Source organism: Cystobacter fuscus, from assembly GCF_044360685.1.
GTDB classification, from domain to species: Bacteria; Myxococcota; Myxococcia; order Myxococcales; family Myxococcaceae; genus Cystobacter; species Cystobacter fuscus_C.
On sequence record NZ_CP043491.1, the window covers coordinates 2,151,079 to 2,173,547 of the forward strand.

22 protein-coding genes are annotated in these 22,469 nt (G+C 69.9%); 8 read left to right on the forward strand and 14 right to left on the reverse strand.

Annotation, left to right across the window (positions count from 1 at the left end; all coding sequences use genetic code 11):
• Window positions 1–5: 5 nt before the first annotated feature.
• The 6 genes from pdeM to F0U63_RS08950 form a co-directional block, all read right to left on the reverse strand.
• Window positions 6–689 carry a ligase-associated DNA damage response endonuclease PdeM gene (gene pdeM, locus F0U63_RS08925; RefSeq protein ID WP_395845463.1) on the reverse strand — a complete coding sequence of 228 codons (684 nt, stop codon included), beginning with the start codon at window positions 687–689 and terminating at the stop codon, window positions 6–8.
• Window positions 659–3,184 (reverse strand): ligase-associated DNA damage response DEXH box helicase, encoded by a 2,526-nt coding sequence (locus F0U63_RS08930; protein ID WP_395845464.1) that lies wholly within the window; start codon window positions 3,182–3,184, stop codon window positions 659–661. Before F0U63_RS08930 ends, pdeM begins: the two co-directional genes overlap by 31 nt.
• Window positions 3,171–4,766, reverse strand: coding sequence for an ATP-dependent DNA ligase (locus tag F0U63_RS08935; protein ID WP_395845465.1), 1,596 nt, complete (start codon window positions 4,764–4,766; stop codon window positions 3,171–3,173). Before F0U63_RS08935 ends, F0U63_RS08930 begins: the two co-directional genes overlap by 14 nt.
• Window positions 4,767–4,770: 4 nt before the next feature.
• A complete protein-coding gene (locus F0U63_RS08940; protein WP_395845466.1) occupies window positions 4,771–5,790 on the reverse strand; it encodes a ligase-associated DNA damage response exonuclease in 1,020 nt (339 codons plus the stop codon).
• Window positions 5,791–5,889: 99 nt separating this feature from the next.
• Window positions 5,890–6,138: a hypothetical protein gene (locus tag F0U63_RS08945; RefSeq protein ID WP_395845467.1), complete on the reverse strand. Its 249-nt coding sequence runs from the start codon at window positions 6,136–6,138 to the stop codon at window positions 5,890–5,892.
• A gap of 146 nt (window positions 6,139–6,284) precedes the next feature.
• Window positions 6,285–7,052, reverse strand: coding sequence for an ROK family protein (locus tag F0U63_RS08950; protein ID WP_395845468.1), 768 nt, complete (start codon window positions 7,050–7,052; stop codon window positions 6,285–6,287).
• Between the two features lie 83 nt (window positions 7,053–7,135).
• On the opposite strand from F0U63_RS08950, the gene F0U63_RS08955 reads away from it, so the two are divergent.
• Window positions 7,136–7,756, forward strand: a complete 621-nt coding sequence (locus F0U63_RS08955; RefSeq protein ID WP_395845469.1) for an SgcJ/EcaC family oxidoreductase — start codon at window positions 7,136–7,138, stop codon at window positions 7,754–7,756.
• Here F0U63_RS08955 and F0U63_RS08960 read toward each other — a convergent pair.
• Together F0U63_RS08960 and F0U63_RS08965 are read right to left on the reverse strand one after the other, a co-directional pair.
• The gene (locus F0U63_RS08960) at window positions 7,725–8,636 is read right to left on the reverse strand and encodes a hypothetical protein (RefSeq protein ID WP_395845470.1); all 912 of its coding nucleotides are present in this window, start codon (window positions 8,634–8,636) and stop codon (window positions 7,725–7,727) included. The two genes, F0U63_RS08955 and F0U63_RS08960, sit on opposite strands and share 32 nt — an antisense overlap.
• Window positions 8,620–9,606 carry a Rieske 2Fe-2S domain-containing protein gene (locus tag F0U63_RS08965; RefSeq protein WP_395845471.1) on the reverse strand — a complete coding sequence of 329 codons (987 nt, stop codon included), beginning with the start codon at window positions 9,604–9,606 and terminating at the stop codon, window positions 8,620–8,622. Before F0U63_RS08965 ends, F0U63_RS08960 begins: the two co-directional genes overlap by 17 nt.
• A gap of 83 nt (window positions 9,607–9,689) precedes the next feature.
• Between F0U63_RS08965 and F0U63_RS08970 the strand changes: the two genes are divergently transcribed.
• Complete coding sequence (locus F0U63_RS08970) at window positions 9,690–10,187, forward strand: 6-pyruvoyl trahydropterin synthase family protein (RefSeq protein ID WP_395845472.1); 498 nt, start codon at window positions 9,690–9,692, stop codon at window positions 10,185–10,187.
• A complete protein-coding gene (locus F0U63_RS08975; protein ID WP_395845473.1) occupies window positions 10,180–10,887 on the forward strand; it encodes an SDR family oxidoreductase in 708 nt (235 codons plus the stop codon). The genes F0U63_RS08970 and F0U63_RS08975 overlap by 8 nt, the downstream gene beginning before the upstream one ends.
• Window positions 10,888–10,893: 6 nt before the next feature.
• On the opposite strand, the gene queD is transcribed toward F0U63_RS08975, so the two are convergent.
• On the reverse strand, window positions 10,894–11,292 hold the full coding sequence (gene queD, locus F0U63_RS08980; RefSeq protein WP_395845474.1) for a 6-carboxytetrahydropterin synthase QueD: 399 nt from the start codon (window positions 11,290–11,292) through the stop codon (window positions 10,894–10,896).
• Window positions 11,293–11,624: 332 nt separating this feature from the next.
• Between queD and F0U63_RS08985 the strand changes: the two genes are divergently transcribed.
• Genes F0U63_RS08985 through F0U63_RS08995 form a run of 3 tightly spaced genes read left to right on the forward strand, consistent with a single transcriptional unit; the run spans window position 11,625 to window position 15,801 of the window.
• The gene (locus tag F0U63_RS08985; RefSeq protein WP_395848342.1) at window positions 11,625–13,028 is read left to right on the forward strand and encodes a circularly permuted type 2 ATP-grasp protein; all 1,404 of its coding nucleotides are present in this window, start codon (window positions 11,625–11,627) and stop codon (window positions 13,026–13,028) included.
• Window positions 13,025–14,023 carry an alpha-E domain-containing protein gene (locus tag F0U63_RS08990; RefSeq protein ID WP_395845475.1) on the forward strand — a complete coding sequence of 333 codons (999 nt, stop codon included), beginning with the start codon at window positions 13,025–13,027 and terminating at the stop codon, window positions 14,021–14,023. The genes F0U63_RS08985 and F0U63_RS08990 overlap by 4 nt, the downstream gene beginning before the upstream one ends.
• 11 nt (window positions 14,024–14,034) lie before the next feature.
• Window positions 14,035–15,801 carry a class II glutamine amidotransferase gene (locus F0U63_RS08995; RefSeq protein ID WP_395845476.1) on the forward strand — a complete coding sequence of 589 codons (1,767 nt, stop codon included), beginning with the start codon at window positions 14,035–14,037 and terminating at the stop codon, window positions 15,799–15,801.
• Here F0U63_RS08995 and F0U63_RS09000 read toward each other — a convergent pair whose 3' ends face one another.
• Together F0U63_RS09000 and F0U63_RS09005 are read right to left on the reverse strand one after the other, a co-directional pair.
• Window positions 15,802–16,407 (reverse strand): cysteine hydrolase family protein, encoded by a 606-nt coding sequence (locus F0U63_RS09000; protein WP_395845477.1) that lies wholly within the window; start codon window positions 16,405–16,407, stop codon window positions 15,802–15,804.
• A gap of 30 nt (window positions 16,408–16,437) precedes the next feature.
• Window positions 16,438–17,487, reverse strand: a complete 1,050-nt coding sequence (locus F0U63_RS09005; RefSeq protein ID WP_395845478.1) for an SMP-30/gluconolactonase/LRE family protein — start codon at window positions 17,485–17,487, stop codon at window positions 16,438–16,440.
• A gap of 311 nt (window positions 17,488–17,798) precedes the next feature.
• Between F0U63_RS09005 and F0U63_RS09010 the strand changes: the two genes are divergently transcribed.
• Both F0U63_RS09010 and F0U63_RS09015 read left to right on the forward strand, forming a co-directional pair.
• Window positions 17,799–18,170, forward strand: coding sequence for a hypothetical protein (locus tag F0U63_RS09010; RefSeq protein WP_395845479.1), 372 nt, complete (start codon window positions 17,799–17,801; stop codon window positions 18,168–18,170).
• Between the two features lie 233 nt (window positions 18,171–18,403).
• Window positions 18,404–19,483, forward strand: a complete 1,080-nt coding sequence (locus tag F0U63_RS09015; RefSeq protein WP_395845480.1) for a M91 family zinc metallopeptidase — start codon at window positions 18,404–18,406, stop codon at window positions 19,481–19,483.
• Window positions 19,484–19,510: 27 nt separating this feature from the next.
• Here the strand turns inward: F0U63_RS09015 and F0U63_RS09020 are convergent, their stop codons facing one another.
• Genes F0U63_RS09020 through hemG form a run of 3 tightly spaced genes read right to left on the reverse strand, consistent with a single transcriptional unit; the run spans window position 19,511 to window position 22,429 of the window.
• Window positions 19,511–19,993, reverse strand: coding sequence for a tetratricopeptide repeat protein (locus F0U63_RS09020; RefSeq protein WP_395845481.1), 483 nt, complete (start codon window positions 19,991–19,993; stop codon window positions 19,511–19,513).
• Window positions 19,994–20,001: 8 nt separating this feature from the next.
• Window positions 20,002–21,051 carry a sensor histidine kinase gene (locus F0U63_RS09025; RefSeq protein WP_395845482.1) on the reverse strand — a complete coding sequence of 350 codons (1,050 nt, stop codon included), beginning with the start codon at window positions 21,049–21,051 and terminating at the stop codon, window positions 20,002–20,004.
• Between the two features lie 16 nt (window positions 21,052–21,067).
• The gene (hemG, locus tag F0U63_RS09030) at window positions 21,068–22,429 is read right to left on the reverse strand and encodes a protoporphyrinogen oxidase (protein WP_395845483.1); all 1,362 of its coding nucleotides are present in this window, start codon (window positions 22,427–22,429) and stop codon (window positions 21,068–21,070) included.
• Window positions 22,430–22,469: the final 40 nt, after the last annotated feature.

Sequence of the window (22,469 nt, forward strand, 5' to 3'; positions counted from 1 at the left end):
GCCTTTCAGCTCTGCGACCGGCGTGCTGCGCGCGTGGGAGGCAACTCCACCACGGTGTCCTCCGCGATGACGAAGAGCCGCTCTCCCGCCCCAGCCCGCATGTCCATGCCTCCCGTGAAGGCGCTGAAGGCGGGCAGCACCCCGACTTGTGGACCCAGGTGGAAGCACGGCAGGCGCAGCCGGTCCGCCCCCGTGCTCAGCCGTACCGTGGGGTGCAGGTGGCCCGCGCAGACATAGCGCCCCGGCACGGGCTCGGGATGGTGGGCGAAGCGGAACGGCCCCTCGTCCAGGTGTGACTCCACCAGCCGCATGCGCCACGAGGGTGGCAGTGCCTCCAGGTGCCGGTCATGGTTGCCGCGCACCAGCACCAGCTCCACATCATGCCCCTCGCGCCAGGCCGCCACGCGCTCCACCACGTCCGCCGTGAGTCCCCGGCGCGAGTGGATGAGATCCCCCACGAGCAGCACCCGCCGCGCCCCCGTGGCGTGCAGCGCGGCGGACAGCCTCGCCAGGTCGTCCTCCAGCACGCCCGTGGGCAGGGGAATGCCGTGCTGGTGGAAGCTCTCGGGCTTGCCCCAGTGCAGATCCGCCACCGCGAGCACGCCCGCCTCGGGCCAGTACAGGGCGCGCTCGGGGCGCAGCTCCACCTCGGTGCCGCCTAGGCGGACAGGGAGTCCTCTCGCAGCCATTTTTCCTTCATGCGCTGCACCCGGTCCAACAGCGTCTCGTTGGACACGGTGGCGCCCATGCGCTCGACGACGAGCGGAAAGGCCAACGGCGTGGGCCGTGGCACGTGGACACATTCCAGCGGCGTGCGCTCCAGCCGCTCCAGGGTGCTCACCAGCCGCACCTGCTCGAAGTGCTGTTCCAGCACCTCCCGCCTCGCCTGGGCGAGCAACATGTGGTCCGGCTCGTAGCGCGCGAAGACGTCATAGAGCAGGCCCGTGCTCGCTTGAATCTGCCGGGTGGACTTGCGCGCCCCGGGCAGCCCCGGCATCACCAGCCCCGCCACCCGCGCCACGTCGCGGAACTGCCGCCGCGCCAGCTCGCTCAGGTTGACGCTCTCCAGGATGTCCTCCACCAGCCGCTCGCGCGTGAAGAGCCCGGGACGCAGCGCCTCCTCGAAGGGGAAGGGCGAGGGGCTCAGCAGCTCCAATCCATAGTCATTCACCGCGAGGCTGAAGGTGGCCTTTTGCAGCCGCGTGAGGCGCAGGGCGAGCAGCGCCGCGAGCCCCTCGTGTACCAGCCGCCCCTCGAAGGGGTAGAGGAACAGGTGGTGGCCCTCACGCGTGCGGCACAGCTCCACGAGGCAGGCGTCCTGCGCGGGCACCCGAGACAGCCGGGCCTGGGCATCCAACACGGGCCGGGCCGCCCGCAGCTCCACGGCGTCCAAGTGCCCCTCTCGCGCGGCGTGGAAGGCGCGGCGCACGGCGGCGGCGAGCGAGCCCGACCACGGTAGGCGTCCCCCGTGCCACCGGGGCGTGGCCGAGGCGCGCTGCTTCGCGACCTTCACGTAGGCGGTGAGATCCTTCATCCGGCTGAACTCCAGCCGCTTGCCCGCGAAGAGGAAGGTGTCTCCCGGACGCAGCCGGCTCACGAAGGACTCCTCCACCGTGCCGATCCGCCCGCCCGTCCAATAACGCAGCTCCACCGTGGCGTCCGAGGCGATGGTGCCCACGTTGAGCCGGTGCAGCCGCGCTACGCGCGCGTCCGCCACCACGTAGCGATCCTCCACGCGCCGCACCCGGTGGAACTGCGGATAGGCGCGCAGTGTAGGGCCGCCTTCCGTCACGAGCAGCAGGGCGCGGTCGAAGTCCTCCTCGCTCAAGTCCCGGTAGGCCAGCGTGTCACGCACCTCGGAGAGCAGGTCCTCGCGGACGAAGCCGCCGCCGAGCGCGCAGGTGACGAGGTGCTGGGCGAGCACGTCGAGTGGCTGGCGCAGGGGCGCGCGGGGCTCCACCTCGCGGTGGGCGAGCGCGTCGCGGGCGGCCGCCATCTCCACCAGCTCCAGCGCGTGCGTGGGGACGAAGAGCAGGTGCGCGGTGGCCCCGGGACGGTGGGCGCTGCGGCCCGCGCGCTGGAGCGTGCGGGAGATGCCCTTGGGGCTGCCAATCTGCACCACGCGTTCCACCGGGCCGAAGTCCACCCCCAGATCGAGCGACGACGTGCAGACCACGAGCCGCACGCTCCCGTCCTTGAGCCCCCGCTCCACGGCCTCGCGCGTGTCCCGGTCGATGGAGCCGTGGTGCAGGGCGAGGATTCCCTCCCACTCGGGGCGGAGGAAGCGCAGCCCCTCGTACCAGCGCTCCGCCTGGGAGCGCGTGTTGGTGAAGAGCAGCGTGGGGTGCGCCGGATCCAACCAGTCCGACACCTTGCGCAGCATGGTCATGCCGAGGTGGCCTGCCCATGGGAAGGCATCCACGCTGTCCGGCAGGAGCGTCTCCATGTGCACGGGCCGCTCGAGCCCCGCGCTCACGAAGCTCGGCGTGGCGTTGGGGCCCACGGCGGCGCGCGCGGCCTCGTCGAGGTTGGCCAGCGTGGCCGACAGCGCCCACGTGCGCATCCCCGGCGCGAAGCGGCGCAGCCGCGCGAGCGCGAGCTCCACCTGGGTGCCCCGCTTGCTACCCAGCAGCTCGTGCCACTCGTCCACGATGACGCAGCGCAGGGGCGCGAAGAGTTCGTGCGCGCGCTCATGGCACAGCAGCAGCGAGAGGGACTCGGGCGTGGTGATGAGCACCTCGGGCAGCCGGTCCTTCTGCTTGCGGCGGATGCTGCTGGAGGTATCGCCCGTGCGGCTCTCCACCGTGATGTCGGCGTCGAAGGCGGACAGGGGCGCCAGAAGCGCGAGCTCGATGTCCCGCGACACCGCGCGCAGCGGCGTGATGTAGAGGATCCGCAAGCCCTTCTCCCGGCGCTCGGCCACCTCCGCGAGCGGACCGAGGTAGGCCGCATAGGTCTTCCCCGCGCCCGTGGGCACGTGGATGAGGCCGCTCTCGCCCCGCGCATACGCCGCCCACGCCTCACGCTGGAAGGGGAAGGGCGCCCACCCGCGCGACTCGAACCATGCGTCCACCCCCAGCACGCGCTCCTCCGGTGGCGGAGCGGGAGGCACCTTGCGCACCGCGCGCTTCCGGGGCGTGGCCGTACGCGGAGAACTCGTGCGCGCTCGCCTAGGTAGGGGCATGGATCAGCTCCTTGAGCTGGTCGAGCGAGTCCGCGTCCTTGGGGGCCTTGTCCGAGCGCCACCGGGCGATGCGGGGAAAGCGCAGGGCCACGCCGGACTTGTGCCGGGGCGAGGCGGCGATGCCCTCGAAGTGCAGCTCGAACACCTGGGCGGGTTCCACCGAGCGCACCGGGCCGAACTTCTCCTTCGTGTGGGCGCGGATCCACCGGTCGAGCCGGGAGATCTCCTCGTCCGTCAGGCCCGAGTACGCCTTGGCCACGGGCAGCAGCTCCTCGCCCTTCCACACCGCGAACGTGTAGTCCGTGTACAGGGCGGCGCGCTTGCCATGGCCGGGGTGCGCGTAGAGCAGCACCGCGTCCACGGTGAACGGATCGATCTTCCACTTCCACCAGTCCCCGCGCTTGCGGCCGTGCTGGTAGGGCGACTCCAGCCGTTTGATCATGAAGCCCTCCACGTTGCGCTCGCGCGACTCGCGGCGGGCCTGGGCCAGCTCCTCCCACGTGTCCGCGGGGATGCGCGGGGAGATGGGGAACTGGGGCTTGTCGCTCAGCAGCGCCTCGAGCCGTGCCCGGCGCTCGCGCAGGGGAAGCGCGCGCACGTCCTCTCCCTTGTCCTCGAGCAGGTCGTACGCCATGAAGACCGCGGGGGCCTCGGCGAGCACCTTGGCGGTGAGCTTCTGGCGGCCGATGCGCCGCTGCAGGCGGGCGAAGGGCAGGGGCCGCCCATCCTCGTAGGCGAGGATCTCCCCATCGAGCACGGTTCCGGGAGGCAGGCTCGTGGCCGCCTTGACGATCTCCGGATAGCGCTCGGTGACCAGCTCCTCGCCGCGGCTCCACAGGTAGATGCCGCCCTGGCGGTGGATGAGCTGGCCCCGGATGCCATCCCACTTCCACTCGACCATCCACTCCGAGCGGTCCCCGAGTCCCTCCACGGGCTGTTCCAACGGGCTGGCCAGATAGAAGGGGTAGGGGCGCGAGCGGTCCCCATCGGACACGTCCGGGGCGACGAGCTGCTCGAAGAAGGCGCGGCTCGGGGCCCAGGTGCCCATGAGCCGGTGGGACACGGCGGCCGGAGGCAGCCCGGCGTACTGGGCCAGCGCGCGCACCACGAGCGTGTCCGAGACACCCACGCGCAGCTCTCCGGTGAGCATCTTGTTGAAGATGAACAGCTCGCGGCGCGGCAGCGTGTGCCACCAGCCGGTGATGCGCTCGCGCTGCTCCGGCAGGGCCAGTCCGCCGAGCGGCAGGATGCGCTCCTCCATCCACCGTGACAGGGGCAGCTCCTCGGTCACCTGGGGCTGCTCGGCCGAGTCGAGCAAGAGCGCGATGATCTCCGCGAGATCTCCCACCGAGGCATAGGCCTCGTCGAAGAGCCACTCGGGGGTGTCACTCAGCTCGCGCGCCCACTGCTTGAGGGCCTTGGAGGGCACGAGCCGCTTGATGCGGCGGCCGGTGAGGAAGAACAACCCCCAGGCGGCGTCCTCGGGGGGCGTCTGCCGGAAGTAGGCCACGAGCGCGTCCACCTTGGCGTTGGTGGAGGTGGTGGAGTCGAGTGTCTCGTAGAGGTCCACGAGCCGGCGCATGGATTCAATCCTCCGCTTCGCCCTCGAAGGGCGTGGCCAGGGGGGCGGCGTCGATGCCGACGTTCTCGCGCAGGTAGCGCGAGAGGGTGTCGCTGGAGCCATGGGTGGCGAGTACGCGCGAGGCGCCCGTCTCCTTCGCCGTGCGCAGCAGCCCCGGCCAGTCCGCGTGGTCGGAGAGGACGAAGCCCCGGTCATAGCCGCGGCGGCGCCGGTTGCCGCGCACCCGCATCCACCCCGAGGCGAAGCCCGTCTCGTGCTCGCCGAAGCGGCGCATCCACGTGGAGCCCGCGGCGCTGGGCGGCGCCAGCACGAGCGCTCCCGCGTAGGACGTGCCCTTCTCCGCCTCGGACACGGGGCGGGTGGGCAGCATGGGGACACCGGCCTCGCGGTAGAGCTCCACGAGCGCGTGCGTGGCCCCGTGCACGAACACCTCGCGGTCCGTGACGCGGGCCAGTTCCGCGAGCAGCCGCTGCGCCTTGCCCAGCGCGTAGCAGAAGAGGACCGAGGCCCGGCCCGCCTCGCGGTTGGCGTCCCACCAGTGCAACACCTCCTCGGCCACGCGCCGCGTGTCGTCCCAGCGGTAGATGGGCAGCCCGAAGGTGGCCTCGGTGATGAAGGTGTCGCAGGGCACCACCTCGAAGGGCAGGCACGTGGGGTCCGCGTCGCGCTTGTAGTCGCCGGAGACGACCCAGACCTCGTCCTTGTATTCGAGGCGAATCTGCGCGCTGCCCAGCACGTGTCCCGCCGGGTGGAAGCTCACCGTCACGCCACCGATGGTGAGGCACTCCCCGTAGTCGAGCGTGGTGATGTCCGCCTCCGCGCCCAGGCGTTTGCGGAGCAGGCCTCGCGAGGGGCTCGTGCCCAGGTATTGCTGACTGCCCCAGCGGGCGTGGTCGCCGTGCGCGTGGGTGATGAGGGTGCGGTTCACGGGCCGCCAGGCATCGATATGGAAATCCCCCTGGGGGCAGTAGAGCCCCTCGGGGGTCACCGTGACGAGCGGCTGTCGGGTCGCGGAACGGGCCATGGTCATCCAGCTCCTGGAGATAACGGCCGCGCATGGACGCGGCGCCGGAAGGGACGTCTTCGCGATGGCCTGGCCCCCCGCCTGCTTGGAGGGCGCCCGCTACTTCTTCTTCGGCTTGCCGCGTCCGCCGTGCTTGTCGAACTCATTCGACAAGCCGCGCTCCAGACTGGTGTCGTGCCATGGCGGGCCCACCTCGGAGCGCTGGCCGCCATTCTGTTCCGTGATGTCGTTGAGATGCTCGGCCCGGCCCTCGGCGGGAACACGGTCGCCGTGCTCCTCGGGATCCTTCTGTTTGGCCGGGTCCAAGGGGATGCCCATCCTGCGGTTGAGGTATTCCTTCTCGTCCATGACGTCGCTCCCTTGGTGAGAACCCGCTCGCGCTCCCGGGAGGGGAGGCGCGTGTTCCCCCAAGGTGTGCATCGGATGGCGAGGGTGCCGCGCCGCGCCTCCCCACGTGGGCCGCTGGGAGGGCGGGCGAGGTGCCGAGCGGATGCTCAGCGCTGCCGGGGCTCGTCCTTCCAGAGCGCGAAGCCCCCGAGCAGCCCGGCGATGTTCTCGGTGAGCTTCACGTTGGGGGGCAGGGGGATGTCGAGCAGGCGCGCATTGCCTCCGCCGACGTAGATCCGCCGCGGGTTCCAGATGGGTTGGATCTGCTGGAGCACCCGCTCCACGTGCTTGTTCCACTTCTTCTTGCCCACGCGCTCCAGCGCGGCCTGACCCACGTAGTCCTCGTACGTCTTGCCTCCGTGGAAGGGGTGGTGGGCCAGCTCCAGGTTGGGCACGTACTTGCCGTCGATGTACAGGGCGCAGCCCATGCCAGTGCCCAGGGTGAGGACCATTTCCAAGCCCTTGCCCTCGATGACGCCGAAGCCCTGGACGCCGGCGTCGTTGAGCACGCGCACGGGGCGCTTCGTGAGCTGGTGCAGGGCCTCGGCGAGGTTGAAGCCCTCCCAGTCGGGATGGAGGTTGAACGCGGTCTTCGTCACGCCTTCCTCCACCACGCCGGGAAAGCCCACGGACACGCGCTCGAAGTCTCCCAGGGGTTTGATGAGTTTCTCGAGCGCGCGCATCACCGCCTTGGGGGTGGCGGGCTTGGGCGTCTTGACCCGCAGCCGCTCGTCGAGCGCCGTTCCCTCGGGTCCGAGCACGAGCGCCTTGAGTCCCGAGCCGCCGATGTCGATGGCCAGGGTGCGCGGCCCGGTGGCATGGGTCTCGCGGACGGTCTTCTTGCGGGGGCTGGGTTGGGGGGCTTTCTGGGACATCCATCCTCCGGGGGGTGGAGCGTCAGTGTACAAGCGGATGCTGGTGCCGCGTGGGCTAGAGTTCCGCCCTTTCAGGAGACGCCATGAAGCGGATGGTCGTGGGGTTGATGCTGTGTTGGGTGCTGGGCATGCCCGCGGCGCCCCACGCGCGAGAGGTGCCTCCGGAGGCGGCGGGTGACGCGGCCGCGCACGAGGCCCTGCGCGCGCTCGAGAACGACATGGAGCAGGCGCTCAACGCGCGGGACGTGGACCGCCTGCTCTCGCACGTCACCGAGGACGTGGTCTTCACCACGATGAACAACGACGTGCGCGTGGGCAAGAGCGCCATCCGCGCCTATTACGAGAAGATGCTCAGCGGACCGGGCCGCGTGGTGGACAAGCTCACCACGAAGTTCGAGGTGGATGGCCTGACGCGCCTGTATGGCACCACGGGCCTTGCCCAGGGCTCCTCGACGGATCACTACGTGCTCGCGGATGGCTCGGACTTCGTCGTCCACGGCCGCTGGAGCTGCGCCCTGGTGAAGCAGGGCGAGCAGTGGCTCATCGCCTCCTTCCACTACTCCACCAATGTGTTCGACAACCCCGTGCTCGACAAGGTGGAGCGCGTGTCATTGAGCATCGGCGCCGCCGTCTCGGTGGTGATGCTGGGGGTGGGCTTCGTGCTCGGCCGCGTCACGGCGGGGCGCCCGAGAGGGGCTCTCTGACCCTCGCGGGGGCTCGCAGGAATGGCAGCCGCCGGGGCAGCCGCTTCGTCCAGAAGCCCTCGATGGAGCGGTGGAACAGCCGCAACAGGGCCACCCCGGGCTGGTCTCCGAGCGCGGCCAACTCCGCGCCCGTCTGGGAGAGAAGGACGCGCGCGCGGCCGTGCTCGGCCACGAGCCACTCCCGTCCGGCCACCGAGCCCACCAGGGCCTCGGCGTCCCAGGGGTCCGCGCCCTCGGCCCGCACGGCCCGGGCCACCTCGGACGGGACATTGAAGAGGCCCTTGTCCAGGTCCTCCCGCAGGTCGCGCATCGCCGAGCACCAGCCGAACGCGTCGAGCAGGGAGGGGGCGTCCAGGGCGCGCACCTCGGCACGGGCCGTGTGCAGCATCAGGTCCACCGACAACCGGAAGGTGTCCCGGTGGTGGGCGCGCAGCGCCGCGGCGTCGAGCTCCTGGCGCTCGCGCACGCGCACCCGGTCCCTCCGCATGGTGCGCACGAGCTGGAGCGCGTCCGCCCGCGCCCCCTCGTCCCGGAGCTCCGCGAGGAACACCCGGCCCAGCACGGTGGCCACGTCCTCGCCACCGCCGCGTTCCGCCTCCAGCCGTACGAGCAGGGCGTCCACCCAATCGAGCGGCTCGCCGGTCACGGCCCGGTCTCCGTCCAGCACGTCGTCCACGAGCTGGAGGAAACAGAAGCCCACGCGGGCTCCGCGCAGGGCGCGCCAGCGGGGCACGCAGGCCGCGTAGAGCCCCAGGGCGGCCAGGAGGTAGCGCGGGTGGCGGCGGGAGAAGCGGTACACCTCCCGGGCGCAGAGCGCCTCCACGCGGAGGGCCGGGAGGGGGGGAGCCTGGACGGACGAGTCCTCAGCCGGGCGCGTCATCCGGGTCCTCGGGCAGTTGGGCGGCGAAGTCGAGCAGGGACGCCAGCACGGGATCTTCCCGGGCGGCGGCCGGGCGGAAGCGCATCCCCTGGAGCACGGAGAGGTCTCCGCGCAGGAACGACGTGAAGAGCCAGCGCGACAGGGCGAGCCGTGGCCGGGTGAGTCCCGGAACGGTGCTCGGCGGCGCGGCGAACGACGGCAACACCGACATGCCGCCGGGGTCCGGGCGCAATCCGGCGAGCAGGGCACTCCGGGTGCGTCCCAGGTCGCTCTCCACCGAGAGGAGCGTTCCTCCATGGAGCGTCAGCGTCACCTGGATGTGGTCGCGCGACAGCGCCTTCATCATCCGATCATGGAGCGCCCGGCCCGTGACGCGCGACGTGAAGCGCAGCCGGAGGGTGAAGGGATCGGGCCGCTCGAGGACAGGGGGGCCACGCAGGGCGCGGTGGTGCACGGTGGCCTGGTGCTCCAGATCGAAGGCGTTCGCCACGAGCGGCAGCCAGGAGCAGCCCACGGACACGGGAGTGCCCGCGCGCCAGCGCAACTCGGGGGCGCCCACCTGGGGCGGTGGAAAGAGGACCACGGGCCCGTTGAAGACGAGCACGAGGCCATGCCGCTCCACCACGGGGAAGGCCCGTTGGGTGGGGCGGGCCGCGATCCCGGAGCCTTCTGGTGCGGCGCGGCAGACGCCTCTGCCGTCGAAGCGCAGGTGGTGCAGCGGGCAGCGCAGGTGCTCGCCGATGACGGTACCCCGCGCGAGGTGGGCCCCCAGGTGTGGACAGTGGGCCGCGAGCGCCTGGACCTGACCGCCTCGCGTCCGGAAGATGGCGAACTCCCGCCCGGCGAGGTTCCAGCCGATCACCTGACCGGGGCGCAGGGCCTCGGACGGACAGACGGCGTACCAGGAGCGCAACCGGGCCGGCTCGATGTGACGGATGCCCTCCGTGCCTGCCACGACAGTGACCGCCATGGCGCGCAACCTACCATCCCGGCCGGCCCCGCCCGGTGCGTTGAGCTGGTTGGACCTTCATGGTAAGGCCGACAGTTTGCGCCATGGCACGCACGACGACGATTGAGCTGCACAAAGAAGACATGAAGTTCGCCGCGGGGCACTTCACCATCTTCTCCGCGACGCACCGCGAGAACATGCACGGCCACAACTTCGCCGTCTTCATCTCGCTGACGGGCGAGGTGCTCGGCAATGGGATGCTCGCCGACTACGACATCTTCAAGCGGATGGCGCTCGAGCAGTGCCGCGCCTGGAACGAGACCTTCATGCTGCCGGCCCACTCGCGCCACCTCCAGGTGGAGCGACTCGCGAACGGGGACGTGCTCGCGCGCTTCAATGGCGAGGAGCTGCGCTTCCTCGCGCGGGACGTGACGATCCTGCCCGTGGAGAACGTGTCGCTCGAGGAGCTGGCGCGGCTCTTCGGCGAGAACCTGGTGGGCGATGGTTCGTTGATGAGGGACAGCCGCATCTCGCGCGTGGTGGTGAAGTGCTCCTCCGAGCCCGGCCAGAACTGCTCCTGGGAGTGGAACAGCCATGGCTGATTGGGCGATCATCACCGGCGCCAGCCGGGGCATTGGCCGCGCGGCCGCCGCGCGCTTCCTCCAGGCGGGTTGGCGGGTGATGAATGTCTCGCGCCGGCCCTGTCCGGAGCCGGGCGTGGTGGACGTGCTCGCGGATCTCTCCGTTCCGGGATGGGAGGCCACCTTCACGCCGGCCCTGTCCAAGGCGCTGGGCTCCTCCCCGGGCCGGGTCTGCCTGGTGCACAACGCGGCCCTCTATGGCCATGACGATGCCCTGTCGCTCGACGCGGAGCACCTGCGGCGGGTGCTGGAGGTCAACGTCGTGGCGCCCGCGACGCTCAACCGCCTCGTGCGCGGCTACCTCACCGACGGCTCCTCCATCCTCTATGTGGGCTCCACGCTGTCGGAGAAGGCGGTGCGGGGCGCGGCCTCGTACGTGACGTCCAAGCACGCGCTCGCGGGCCTCATGCGCTCCACCTGCCAGGATCTCGTGGGCACCCGCGTGCACACCGTCTGCGTCTGCCCGGGCTTCACGGACACCGAGATGATGCGCGAGAACGTGGGGGATAGCGAGGCGGCGCGCGCGAGCACGGCGGCGAGGATGACCTACGGCCGGCTCATCGCTCCGGAGGAGATCGCCGACGTGCTCTTGCGGTGCGCCGAGATGCCGGTGTTCAACGGCGCGGTGCTCCACGCCAACCTCGGGCAGATCGAGACCTGAGGGGCGTCAGCCCTCGGCGGCGAAGACGGTGCACGAGGACGTGCAGGTCTCGGCGACGCGCACCTTCGTCACGCGCGTGCCGGGGATGTTCACGCGCTCGAAGACCCAGGCGGCGAGCAGCTCGCTCGTGGGGTTCTCCAGCCCGGGCACCTCGTTGAGCAGGCGGTGGTCGAGCTGGGCGTGCAGCGGCTGCCAGGCCGCGGTCAGCTCGGCGAAGTCCACCACCCAGCCGAACGTGGGGTGCACGGGGCCGCGCAGGGTGATCTCGATGCTGTAGCTGTGGCCGTGCACTCGCGCGCACTTGTGGCCGGGGGGGACGTTGGGGAGGCGGTGTGCGGCCTCGAAGGTGAATTCCTTCGAGATTTCGGTGATGAGGGGGGGCTTGCTCAATGTCGCGGACTCCATTCGGGCGGCCTTGTACCCTCATTCCGTCGCATGCGTCGAGCAAGCCTTCCCCCTCGGCTCCGGCCCGGCTCGCCCGGGTTGCGGCCGTCATGAGAGGACTTGGGCCGCCCTGGGCGGTGCGTGCCCTTCAATATTCAGGGAAGCGGGGGGGCCCCTCCCTGTACGCCTGCTGGGGACGTCTGTACACTTCGCCTTGACGCATGGCGTCGTGCGTTCCCGGACGCCGTTGTCCGGGCAGCGGAGCCGGAGCCCCCATCTCGATGAAACAACCACCGCCCGAACCGGGACTCTTCGCCGGGTACACCTGCACGCCGGGAAGTATCGATGAACTGATGGGCGCCGATGGAATCGCCCGTCCGGACTTCCAGAAGCTCTTGAATGTATTGGGAGCGCGCTCGCCGGAGGACTTCTCCCACATGCAGGCGCTGGCCGAGCGGGCCCTGCTCAACCAGGGCGTGACGTTCTCGGTGTACGCGGATCGGCGCGGCACCGAGCGCATCTTCCCCTTCTGCCTCATTCCCCGGATCATCTCGGCTTCCGACTGGGCGCACCTGGAGCGCGGGCTGGAGCAGCGCATCCGCGCGCTGGGCCTGTTCCTCGACGATGTCTATGACGGGCAGCGCCTGTTCTCCGAGCGGCCCGAGCTGCGGGAGATCATCCTCAACACGCCCCTCTACCTGCCCAAGCTCCGGGGGGTGCGGCCCGCGGGGGGCGTGCGCATCCACATCGCGGGAATCGATTTGATTCGCGACGGGCAGGGCACGTTCCGGGTGCTGGAGGACAACCTGCGCACGCCCTCGGGCGTGTCCTACGTCATGGAGGGCCGCATCCTCTCCAAGCGCGTGGTGCCCGAGGTGCTGGAGCTGGCGCGGGTGCGCCGCGTGGACCATTACCCGGCGCGGCTGGCGGAGACGCTGCGTGCCGTCTCCCCCGAGTCCCCCGACAGCTCCACCGTCGTGGTGCTCACCCCCGGCCCCTACAACTCCGCCTACTTCGAGCACAGCTTCCTCGCGCGCACCATGGGCGTGCCGCTGGTGCACGGTGAGGACCTGTACGTGGAGGATGACCGGGTCTTCCTGCGCACCACGCGGGGCCCGCGCCGGGTGCACGTCATCTACCGGCGCATCGACGATGCCTTCCTGGATCCGGAGGCGTTCCGGCCGGACAGCATGCTGGGGGTGCCTGGGCTCCTGCGCGCCTGGGCCGCGGGCAACGTCGCCCTGGCCAACGCGCCGGGCAACGGCGTGGCGGACGACAAGGCGACGTATGCCTTCGTGCCGGACTTCATCCGCTATTACCTGGGCGAGGAGCCCATTCTCGAGCAGGTACCCACCTACGTGTGCGCCCGCGAGAAGGATTGCCAGTACGTGGTGGAGCACCTGGGCGAGCTGGTGGTGAAGACGGTGGACGAGGCGGGCGGCTACGGCATGTTGATGGGGCCGCAGTCGACCCAGGCCGAGCGCGACGAGTTCCGCCAGCGCATCCTCGCCCAGCCCCGGCGCTACATCGCCCAGCCCCGGGTGGAGCTGTCCACGTGCCCCACCTGGGACATGGCCTCGAGCCAGGTGGTGCCGCGCCGGGTGGACTTGCGGCCCTACATCCTCACCGGGCCCCAGGGGCCGTGGGTGCTGCCGGGAGGCTTGAGCCGCGTGGCCTTGCGTGCCGGCTCCTACGTCGTCAACTCCAGTCAGGGGGGTGGTTCCAAGGACACCTGGGTGCAGAAGGAGGCCGTATGATCGCCCGGATCGCCGAGCACTGTTTCTGGTTGGGCCGCTACCTGGAGCGCGCGGAGAGCACCGCCCGGGTGTTGCAGATGACCGAGCAGCTCTCGCTGGACGCGGAGCTGGCCTCGGAGCACTGCTGGACGCCGGTGCTGGCCATCTTCGGCGAGCGTCAGGCCTTCGCCGCCCGCCATGGCGTGGAGGCGGAGTCGGACGGCGAGGCCGTGCAGGGCTTCATGACGTGGGAGGAGAGCAACCTCTCGAGCCTCGTGAGCACCCTGTCCCAGGCGCGCGAGGGCGCGCGCACCATCCGCGAGGTGGTGAGCCGCGAGTGCTGGGAGGTGACGAACGAGCTGTACCTGTGGCTGGTGGGCGGGGCGGGACAGGAGGAGTACGCCCTGTCGCGCTTCGGCTTCTACCAGCACATCCGCCGCATGGTGCAGCTGTGCCTGGGGCTGTTCCGCAGCACCATGCTGCACGACACGCCCCTGGACTTCATCTGGCTGGGGGTGATGCTCGAGCGCGTGGGCCAGACGGCGCGGCTGCTGGACGTGCACCACCACGTCTTCTCGGGGATGAAGCCCGGCCACCCCGTGGTGGAGACGACGCTGTGGCTGTCCCTGCTCCGGGCCTGCTCCGGCTTCGAGCCCTTCATGAAGACGCACTCCGGCCGGGTGACGGGGGACGCCGTGGCGGCCTTCCTCCTGTTCGACTCGCGCTTTCCACGCTCGGTCCACTACTGCCTGGACTCCGTGTACCGCTACCTCGTGCGGCTGTGTCCCCCCGACGTCGAGGGGCAGCCGGGCAGGGAATCCCTCGCCTTCATCCTCCCCTTGCTCGCCGAGCTGCGGCCCCAGTTCCTGGCGAGGCCGGACGCCACCGTGCACGCCCTGCTCACCCGCATGGTGGAGGGGACCGCGGAGCTCTGCTCGCTCATCTCCCAGGAGTACTTCGGCCGCAAGCCGGTCATCCCCGACCAAACGCTGGGCGTGCAGGTGATGACTGGTTAGATTCGCGCGTCATGCTCAACCTGCTCGCGCTGTCCTTCGAAGGAGAGCTCGCCCCCAGCCTCGACCTGCGCTGCCTGGCTCCAGGCCGCAAGCCGCCGGATGGCTGGGGTGTGGGCTACTACCCGGGGGGCGAGCTCGCGGCCACCCTCCTCAAGGAGGCCGCTCCGCACGCGGGCAGCATCCGCAGTGAGATGGTGCGGACGTGGGATCCGCTGGAGTCCTCCATCTTCCTGCTGCACCTGCGCACGGCGACGTGGGGCCCCATCACCGAGGCCAACACCCAGCCCTTCTGCCGCAGTGCCTGGGGCCGCGACTGGATCCTGGCCCACAGCGGCAGCCTCGAGCAGCGGCTGCCCATTCCCCCGGACGCGCGCTTCCAGCCGGTGGGCTCCACGGACTCGGAGGCGCTCTTCTGCCGCCTGCTGGAGTGGATGCAGACGCGGGGCTGGCGCTCGCTGGGCGACGTGGACCCGGCCCAGCTTCGCGGCTGGTTGGAGGAGATGAATGGCCTGGGTCCGCTGACGCTCGTGCTCTCGGATGGGCTGGACCTGTGCGTCTACGCGGACCGCACCTCGGCCACCCGGTGCTGGGTGTGGCAGGTGTCTCCGCCCTACGAGCGGCTCATCCTCGGCGACGAGGACCTGGAGCTGGATCTCACGCGGCGCGGGGCCAAGAGCCGCAAGGGCTTCATCGTCAGCACGGATCCCCTGGACTCGCGCACCGACACGCCCACGAACTGGACGCAACTGCCCCCGGGCGCGTTGATGGTGTTCCGCCAGGGCGCGGTGCGCGCCGAGGTGCTGCCGCCCTGGGCGCAGGAGGCGGGCGCCGTCCCCTCCGCCGCCGCCGCCGAGTTCGAGGCCCGCCGCCGTCTGCGCCGCCCGCCCGAGGCCTCGGTGCGGGTGATGGACGTGCACCACCGCACCGTCTACCGCTACGCGCAGCCCGTGGAGCGCAGCGCGCACAAGCTGCGGCTCACCCCCTACCACGACCGGCTCCAGTCCCTGCTCTCGCACGAGGTGACGCTGTCCTCGGGGGTGACGCGCTCCGAGTACGAGGACGTCTTCGGCAACCGGGTGCGCAAGGTGCTCGTGGAGACGCCCTACACGGAGCTCGTCATCGAGGGCCGCTCGCGCGTGGAGCTGCGCGACACGGATCCGCTGGGCTACCGCCCGCTGCGCGAGCGCTCCACGCTGCCGCTCGTGTGGATGCCCTGGCAGCGCAACATGCTCCAGCCCTACCTGCTGCCGCCCGAGCTGCCGGAGACGCAACTGGAGGAGCTCGTCGAGTACGCGATGAGCTTCGCGCGCCGCAACGACTTCGATCTGCTGGACACGCTGCTGGACATCAACTTCAGCATCTTCAAGGAGTACCGCTACGTCCAGGGCTCCACCCACCTGGGCACCACGCCCTTCGACGTGTACTCGGCGCGCCAGGGCGTGTGTCAGGACTTCGCCAACGTCTTCATCTGCCTGGCGCGGCTGTTGGGCGTACCCGCGCGCTACACGTGCGGCTACATCTATACCGGGCCCAAGCACGCCAACCACGCCCAGTCCGAGGCCACGCACGCCTGGGTGCAGGTGTATCTGCCCGAGGTGGGCTGGAAGGGCTTCGATCCCACCAACGGCATTCTCACCCAGACGGACCACGTGCGTGTCGCCGTGGGCCGGCAGTACTCGGACTGCACGCCCACCGCGGGCACCATCTTCCTGGGCGGAGGCGGCGAGAAGCTCGAGGTCTCCGTGCGCTGCGAGCCCGTGGAGCCCGGGGCGAAGTAATCACTTGCTCGACGGGGGGCTCTTCCTGGCCGGGCGCCGGTTCCCGGTCTTCACCTGCTTGATTTCGTCGCCGCGGCAGACGCGTACGCGCAGGAACTGCTGGAGCTGCCGCAGTGCCATGTCATGGTCGGTGTCGCTCTCGGCGCAGCAGCAGTCGCTGAGCACGGTGAGCTTGTACTCATACATGTGCGCGTCGTGGGCGCTGAAGAAGACGCACAGGTTGGTGGCGATGCCCGAGAGGATGAGCTTCTTGGTGCCCAGGTGCTGCAGGAGCGGCACGAGCGACGTGGCGAAGAAGGCCGAGTGCTTGGGCTTGAGGATGAAGTAGTCGTCCGGGTCGGGCTTGAGGGCCCGCGCCACCTTGCGGCCCCGAGCCTCTGGCCGGGTGCAGTACTTGTAGACGTCGTTGAAGCTGCTGCGCCAGTGGTCGAAGTTGTCATTGACGTAGATGACGGGCATGCCCGCCTTGCGCATGCGCTGCGCGAAGGGGGCGAGCCGCTCGACCATCCGCTCCGCCCAGGGGAGCACCCGCTCCCCGCCCGGGAATTCCAGATCGTTGATGACATCGATGATCAACAACGCGGTGTCGGAACGCTGGTCGGGCACGGGGACTCCTCCGGGCGGAGAGCGGAAGGCTCAGGGCGTGAAGCGGTAGATTTCGTACGGGCCGCGCTCCGCCGGGGGCAGGTGGATCTGCGAGGTGGTGACGTAGATCTTCCCATCGGGCCCCTGGGCGAAGCTGTCGGGCCAGCGCAGGCGGTTGTCCTGGACGACCTGCGTGTAGGCCCCGCCGGGAACGTAGCGGTGGATGGAGCTGTCCTCCAGGCCGCCGAGCCAGAGTGTCCCGTTGCGGTCAAACATGATGCCGTCCGTGGCGACGATGGTGCTCACGCGCTCGATGCGCGGGGCGATGGCCTCGTCGTTCTGCTGGAAGTCGAGCAGGGCCGCGGTGGGGATGCGCCACAGCACGTGGCCGGTGAGGGCCGTCCAGTAGAGCGTCTCGCGGTCCGGGGAGAGAGCGATGCCATCGGACTGGACGCGCTTCTTCATCGTCCGGCCCATCACCGTGAGGGGCTGCTCCTCGGCGTGCGTGGAGGGGTGCTTCGCGAGCACCTTGCGCGCGTTGCCGCTCTCGAGGTTGAGCACCACGAGGCCCCCGGCCTGCGAGTCGGTGAGGTAGGCGACGTTGCGCTTCGTGTCGAACGTCACGTCATTGAGGTAGCTGTCGCCGGAGGAGACCTCGGGCGCGAAGGTGTAGCTGCGCACCAGCTCGTCGCGGGTGAGGTCGAACTGGTGGAGCCGGGGCGGGGTGATGACGCCCTTGAAGCCGGGGTTGCCGGTGTCGAGCACCCACAGCCGATCCTGGTCGTCGATGACCACGCTCTGCACCGCGACGAAGCGCTGGGGATCCTGCGTCTCGGGCGTCCAGGTGTTCCAGGTGGCGTTGGGATAGGGGACGACCTCGCCGTTCTTCACCTCGGCGACGGAGACGGGGACATCCTCGGACCAGCGGGGGAAGTTGACGAAGATGCGGCCCTTCTTGGACACGGCGATCCCCGTCCACTGGCGGGGCGAGCTGGCCACGAGTTCCAGGGCGGGGGAGGACGAGCCCTGCGAGGAACCAGGGGTCTGGTGGGCGCAGGAAGCCATCACGAGCGCGGTGACGGCCAGGAGGAACGAACGCATGGGGTCTCCATGAGATGAGGGGACCCGAAGATGGGGATTTCCTTCGTCGCTCGCCACCCTTTCCAGTGTCTCCACGAGCACTCGGGTCCATCGGGTTTTATGTGGCGCGTGCGAACGCCCGCCTCTGACTTATCGTTGGGGTAAGCCATGTACCGGCGCAAGGAGGCGGGGCCGGGGGAAGTTCAAGTTTCCGGAGGTGGAAGTGATGTCTGGACGGACGGTGCCGATACTCCTGTCATGGGTCTCGAGGTGATGGTCAACGAGGGCGTGGCTGTTCCGTTGTTGTTCGTCCCTGAGGCGAGGAGAAGCGAATGAAATTCTTCATCATCGCGGAAGACGGCGGCTTGCCTTCTGCTTCTGACTTCACTTCCTGCCTGCACGCGCACTGGCCCGGCGCCACGGTGAAGCCAATCTCCAATCCCGAGAGAAGCTATGCCTTGGAGTTCCATGTCCCCATGGCTGATTCGCGACTGGAGGGGTTGCTCCACAAGACGAGGGGCTCCATGACATTTGAAGGTGTCCCTCTTCGGGAGATTTCAGAGTTCGTCCAGTGGTGCCGATCCCTCGTGTCCCCTCATGTGCCTCTCGTTTTCTGCGACGAAGGGATGAATGGCGAGGTGAAGGTGACTCCGACGATGTCCGCAGCACAAATCGTCGAAGCATTCCACGCGAGTGGAGGATAGGTCACTGACGCGCGAGGCTCATCGGCTCGATACCGGGCACTTCGGCTGCTGTGCCGCGCCGCCGTGCCCCACAAGTCGTCTGACACCTTTTGGGGGCCTCTCGTTTTCTGCGACGAAGGGATGAATGCCGCCGTGCTGGGAGCCACCCTTTCGGAGGGCATGTCGTACGTTGTGCTCGGATGGGGGGAAGGTGTTAAAACGAGATATTCCAGTTGATCCAGGAGGTTCCTGCCTTGGCCCCTATCTCGTCCCGTCCTCCGTCCCCTGCGCCGGTGCGCACCGCATTGCCCGGTCCCACCACGCCGCGTTCTCCGTCCCCTACGGCATCGCCCACTCCCACCCCGACAGGTCCCGCGGCGTCTCCCCCGGCGCGCACGGCATCGCCCGCTCCTTCCACGACGGCCGCCGCCCCGACGGGGCGCACGCCTCCGCCTGCGCTCCCGGCGAGCGTCACCCAGCAGGAGTTTCCGAACAACGCGCAGAAGCAGGAGGCCACGGCGCACCTGAACACCATCAAGCAGAACCTGGGTCAGCCGAATCTCCACGTGGGGCCGACCACCACGTACTCGGTTCAGGGTGGCAAGGAGCAGTACCACGCGACCCAGGTGGGCCAGATCAAGATCGTGGACCAGAACGCCGATCTCAAGTTCACCAACGGCGTGCTCAATGACCTGTCGATGATCTCGAGCAAGCCCTCCGGCAAGGCCATGCTCAACAGCATCAACTCGTACGATGGCACCAACGGCAAGACCGCCCAGAACGTCGCCATCTACCACCGGGAGGGTCTGGGCAATTCGACCGACAAGGCCTCGGAGTCGCCCGGATTGCAAATGCACAAGGGGGCGCGGGTCGACATCAACGGCAAGCCGGGCCTCGGTCTCTCCCCCGAGGAGGCGAAGAAGGAGCCCTCGCTCAAGCCGAAGTACGGCGCGTTCAACGCGGACGCGAACAAGCCCTCGCACGTGACGCTGATGCATGAACTCGTCCATGCGGATGACATCGTGCGCGGCATCAACAACGCCAATGACATCCAGCTCGGCAAGAACAAGGCGATGAAGGTCAACGAGGCTCGTGCGACCGGCGTCAGCAAGTTCCGTGACAACGATTACATGGAAGGAAAGACCTCCCAGCCCCAGATCTACTCGGAGAACACCTACCGCAAGGAGTGTGGTCTCCCCGAGCGGCCCTTCTACTCGTCACCCGCCGAGACCAAGGTGTCCGGGTTCATGGGCTTCCCCAGCAGCGGCCCGCCGAAGGTGGTCGATCCGAAGGGCCACATGGACAATTACCTCAACAACCTCCAGACGAGGTGAGGGGTCCGGCGCTCGCCTGGGGCCGCTTCAGGGGGCGAGCAGTGCTTCCACGAGCGCCGTGGCCTGGGGGTGGAGGGGGTGGTCCGCGGGCAGGTCCCGCAGGATCTGCTGGGCCAGCTCGACGCTCTCGTTGTCCCGGCCGGTCCGCGCGTACGCGAGCACGAGGTTGAGCGAGGGCTCGGGCTGGGTGGGCGCTCGCCGCCGTGCCTCTTCGAGGACCTCGACGGCACGCTGCAGGTAGCGCTTGCCCTCGCTCATCAGGTACAGGCCCATGTCGTTGTAGGCCCGCCAGTTGTCCGGTTCCAGGGCGATGGCTTCCTCGTAGGCGCGCAGGGCGCCCGTCGTGTCCGGGGGCAGCAGGGCCTTGCAGGCCTCCGCCTCCAGGAGCTTGAGGTGCACCGAGCGCGTTCCCTGGGCCCAGGCCTCGCGCACCAGCTTCAAGGCCTCCCGGTTGCGCTTGCGCTCCAGGAACTCGGAGACCTGTTGGACCAACTTGTCGTGCGGAGTCATGCCGTTCCTCAGGTGATGCGCCCGGTTCCGGGAGGGGAACGCGGAAGGGTGACGGTAACGCGAGTGCGCGCGTTCTCGCTACTCAGGGTGAGGTGGGCGTTACCCGCGTAGGCGAGGGCGAGTCGGCGCTCCACCGTTGGCAGGCCGCTGCTGCCCTCGCGGGGGCCGCGCGAGGCGCCGGGGTTCTCCAGGGTGAAGACGAGCGTGTCCCCGTGCGCGCGCACGGTGAGGTGGATGGGGCCGCGGTGGCCGGCGGCGGGCCCGTGCTTCACCGCGTTCTCCGCGAGCGGCAGCAACACGAGCGGCGGCACGGGAAAGGACTCCAGGCCAGGCTCCACCTCCTGGGTGAACTGGAAGAGGTCCGGGTCGCGCAAGAGGTGCAGCTCGAAGAGGGTGCGCACCAGTTCCAGTTCCTGCGCCAGGGGCCAGGTGGCGGCGCGCACCCCGGCGAGCACGCTGCGCAGCATGGCGGACAGCCGCAGCACGGCGGTCTCGGCCACGGCGCCATCCGTCCGGCACCACTCGGCGATGGCGTTGAGGGTGTTGAAGAGGAAGTGCGGATCCAGGTGGCTGCGCAGGGCGAGCAGTTGCGCCTGCTCGGCCTCCAGGGCGAGCCGCTCGGCGCGGGCGCGCTCGTGGGCGAGGCTCTCCTCGAAGCCGATGTCGCGCCCCAGGCCCCAGCCGCCCACGAGGAACAGGCCCATGCTGACGGCGAGGCTGTAGCGGTCGGTGAGGAAGGTGGGCCCGAGCCGCAGCAGCTTGGGCAGCACGACGCCCGCGGACAGCACGACGCCCAGGCCCACGGTGGCGTAGAGCAGCAGGCGGATGCCGCCATGGCTCAGGTCAAACCCCTCGGGGAAGAGGACGCGGTAGGACACCGGGGCCACGCTCACGCAGAGCACGCACAAGAGCAGCCCCAGGGGGCCGGCCATGGGCTCCTCGTTGCTGAAGCGCACCTGGGCGGCCACCAGCGGCACGCTCACCAGGAGGATGGGCAGCAGCCGCCGGGGCACGAGCAGCGCCCGGAGCGTGGCGCGGACGATGGAGGCTTGTTGCATGGGTGGACGCCGCGGCTCAGCGCGCCAGGGTGTCCACCAGTCCGGTGGCCTCGCGGACGCAGTCGGTGAGTCCCACGCCCCGGTAGGCGTTGCCGGTGAGGAACAACCCGGGCAGGCGCGCCACCCCCTCGTCGATGGCCGCCAGGCGCCCCAGGTGGCCCAGGTTGTATTGGGGGATGCCGCGCTTCCAGCGCACGGCCTCGGTGAGGACGGGCTCGGCCGTCACGCCCGCCATGAGCCGCAGCTCCTCGCGCGCGAGCGTCACCAGCGCCGCCTCGTCCAGCTCCACCAGGTCCGGCCGCCGTGCCCCGCCGATGAGGCACGTGTAGAGGACGCGGCCACCCTCGGTGCGCCAGGGGAAGGTCGACGAGACGTGGATGACGCCGAGCACCCGCCGCTTCTCCACCGCGGGCACCAGGAAGCCGAAGCCGTCCGGTGGCGGCACGGCTCCCGGCGCGAAGCCCAGGTGCACCACGGCGATGGGCGCGTAGGCGATGCCGTCCAACTGGGTCGCCAGCGCGGCGTCCAGCGGCCGCACCAGCTCCGCCGCCGTGAACGCGGGTACCGCCAGCACCACCCGGTCCGCCTCCAGCTCCGTGCGCTGTCCCCGCTCCTCCACCGCCACCCGCCAGCCCGCCGCCTCGCGCCGCAGTCCCACCGCGCGTGCCTCCAGCCGCAGGGCCGGTCCGAGCGCCCCGGCCAGTGCCTTCACCAGCACCCCGAGGCCCCCGTCGAACGAGGCGACCGCGCCCGTGGTGGACGGAGTGCCCGCGAGGGTGGGCGCCGCGCGCTCCGCCTTGCGCTCGCGCACCATGCCCAGCAGCAGGCTGCGGTGCTTCTTCTCCAGTTGCGCCACCTTGGGGAAGACGGCGGCCACGCTCAGCGCTTCCATGTCACCCGCGTAGATGCCCGTCTGCATCGCGTCCACCAGCACCTCGGTGGCCGCGTTGCCCACGTGCCGGCGCCCGAAGTCCGCCAGGGACTCGTCGCTCGTGGGGCCCCGGCGGGTGAGGGGCTCACCCAGCATCCGCAGCTTCGCCGTCCAGGGCAGGAGGTCCGATTTGATCAGGGCGGGCGGCGACTGGGGCAGGGCGCGCAGCTTGCCCCCGCTGTAGAGGTAGCGGCGCTTCGCCGAGGGGTCCGCCGTCCGGATGCGATCCTCGATGCCCAGCCGGGCCGCCAGCGCGCGCAAGCTGGGCTCCCGGTCCAGGAAGCTGTTGGGGCCCGCCTCGGTGACGAAGCCGTCCCGGCGGTGCGTCTGGATGTTGCCGCCGGGCGCCGCTCCCGCCTCCAGCAGCGTCACCTCCGTGCCCCGCGCGCGCAGCCCCTGCGCGAGGACCAGACCACTGATTCCGCCTCCAACGATGACGACGCGCATGTCCGCTCGCACTCTCCGTGGTTCCGCTTCTCACTCCCCG

Bases quoted from the DNA above. Each gene is read 5' to 3' on its own strand.
- pdeM (WP_395845463.1), bottom strand. From the start codon at position 689: ATGGCTGCGAGAGGACTCCCTGTCCGCCTAGGCGGCACCGAGGTGGAG.
- F0U63_RS08930 (WP_395845464.1), bottom strand. From the start codon at position 3,184: ATGCCCCTACCTAGGCGAGCGCGCACGAGTTCTCCGCGTACGGCCACG.
- F0U63_RS08935 (WP_395845465.1), bottom strand. From the start codon at position 4,766: ATGCGCCGGCTCGTGGACCTCTACGAGACACTCGACTCCACCACCTCC.
- F0U63_RS08940 (WP_395845466.1), bottom strand. From the start codon at position 5,790: ATGGCCCGTTCCGCGACCCGACAGCCGCTCGTCACGGTGACCCCCGAG.
- F0U63_RS08945 (WP_395845467.1), bottom strand. From the start codon at position 6,138: ATGGACGAGAAGGAATACCTCAACCGCAGGATGGGCATCCCCTTGGAC.
- F0U63_RS08950 (WP_395845468.1), bottom strand. From the start codon at position 7,052: ATGTCCCAGAAAGCCCCCCAACCCAGCCCCCGCAAGAAGACCGTCCGC.
- F0U63_RS08955 (WP_395845469.1), top strand. From the start codon at position 7,136: ATGAAGCGGATGGTCGTGGGGTTGATGCTGTGTTGGGTGCTGGGCATG.
- F0U63_RS08960 (WP_395845470.1), bottom strand. From the start codon at position 8,636: ATGACGCGCCCGGCTGAGGACTCGTCCGTCCAGGCTCCCCCCCTCCCG.
- F0U63_RS08965 (WP_395845471.1), bottom strand. From the start codon at position 9,606: ATGGCGGTCACTGTCGTGGCAGGCACGGAGGGCATCCGTCACATCGAG.
- F0U63_RS08970 (WP_395845472.1), top strand. From the start codon at position 9,690: ATGGCACGCACGACGACGATTGAGCTGCACAAAGAAGACATGAAGTTC.
- F0U63_RS08975 (WP_395845473.1), top strand. From the start codon at position 10,180: ATGGCTGATTGGGCGATCATCACCGGCGCCAGCCGGGGCATTGGCCGC.
- queD (WP_395845474.1), bottom strand. From the start codon at position 11,292: ATGGAGTCCGCGACATTGAGCAAGCCCCCCCTCATCACCGAAATCTCG.
- F0U63_RS08985 (WP_395848342.1), top strand. From the start codon at position 11,625: ATGGGCGCCGATGGAATCGCCCGTCCGGACTTCCAGAAGCTCTTGAAT.
- F0U63_RS08990 (WP_395845475.1), top strand. From the start codon at position 13,025: ATGATCGCCCGGATCGCCGAGCACTGTTTCTGGTTGGGCCGCTACCTG.
- F0U63_RS08995 (WP_395845476.1), top strand. From the start codon at position 14,035: ATGCTCAACCTGCTCGCGCTGTCCTTCGAAGGAGAGCTCGCCCCCAGC.
- F0U63_RS09005 (WP_395845478.1), bottom strand. From the start codon at position 17,487: ATGCGTTCGTTCCTCCTGGCCGTCACCGCGCTCGTGATGGCTTCCTGC.
- F0U63_RS09010 (WP_395845479.1), top strand. From the start codon at position 17,799: ATGAAATTCTTCATCATCGCGGAAGACGGCGGCTTGCCTTCTGCTTCT.
- F0U63_RS09020 (WP_395845481.1), bottom strand. From the start codon at position 19,993: ATGACTCCGCACGACAAGTTGGTCCAACAGGTCTCCGAGTTCCTGGAG.
- F0U63_RS09025 (WP_395845482.1), bottom strand. From the start codon at position 21,051: ATGCAACAAGCCTCCATCGTCCGCGCCACGCTCCGGGCGCTGCTCGTG.
- hemG (WP_395845483.1), bottom strand. From the start codon at position 22,429: ATGCGCGTCGTCATCGTTGGAGGCGGAATCAGTGGTCTGGTCCTCGCG.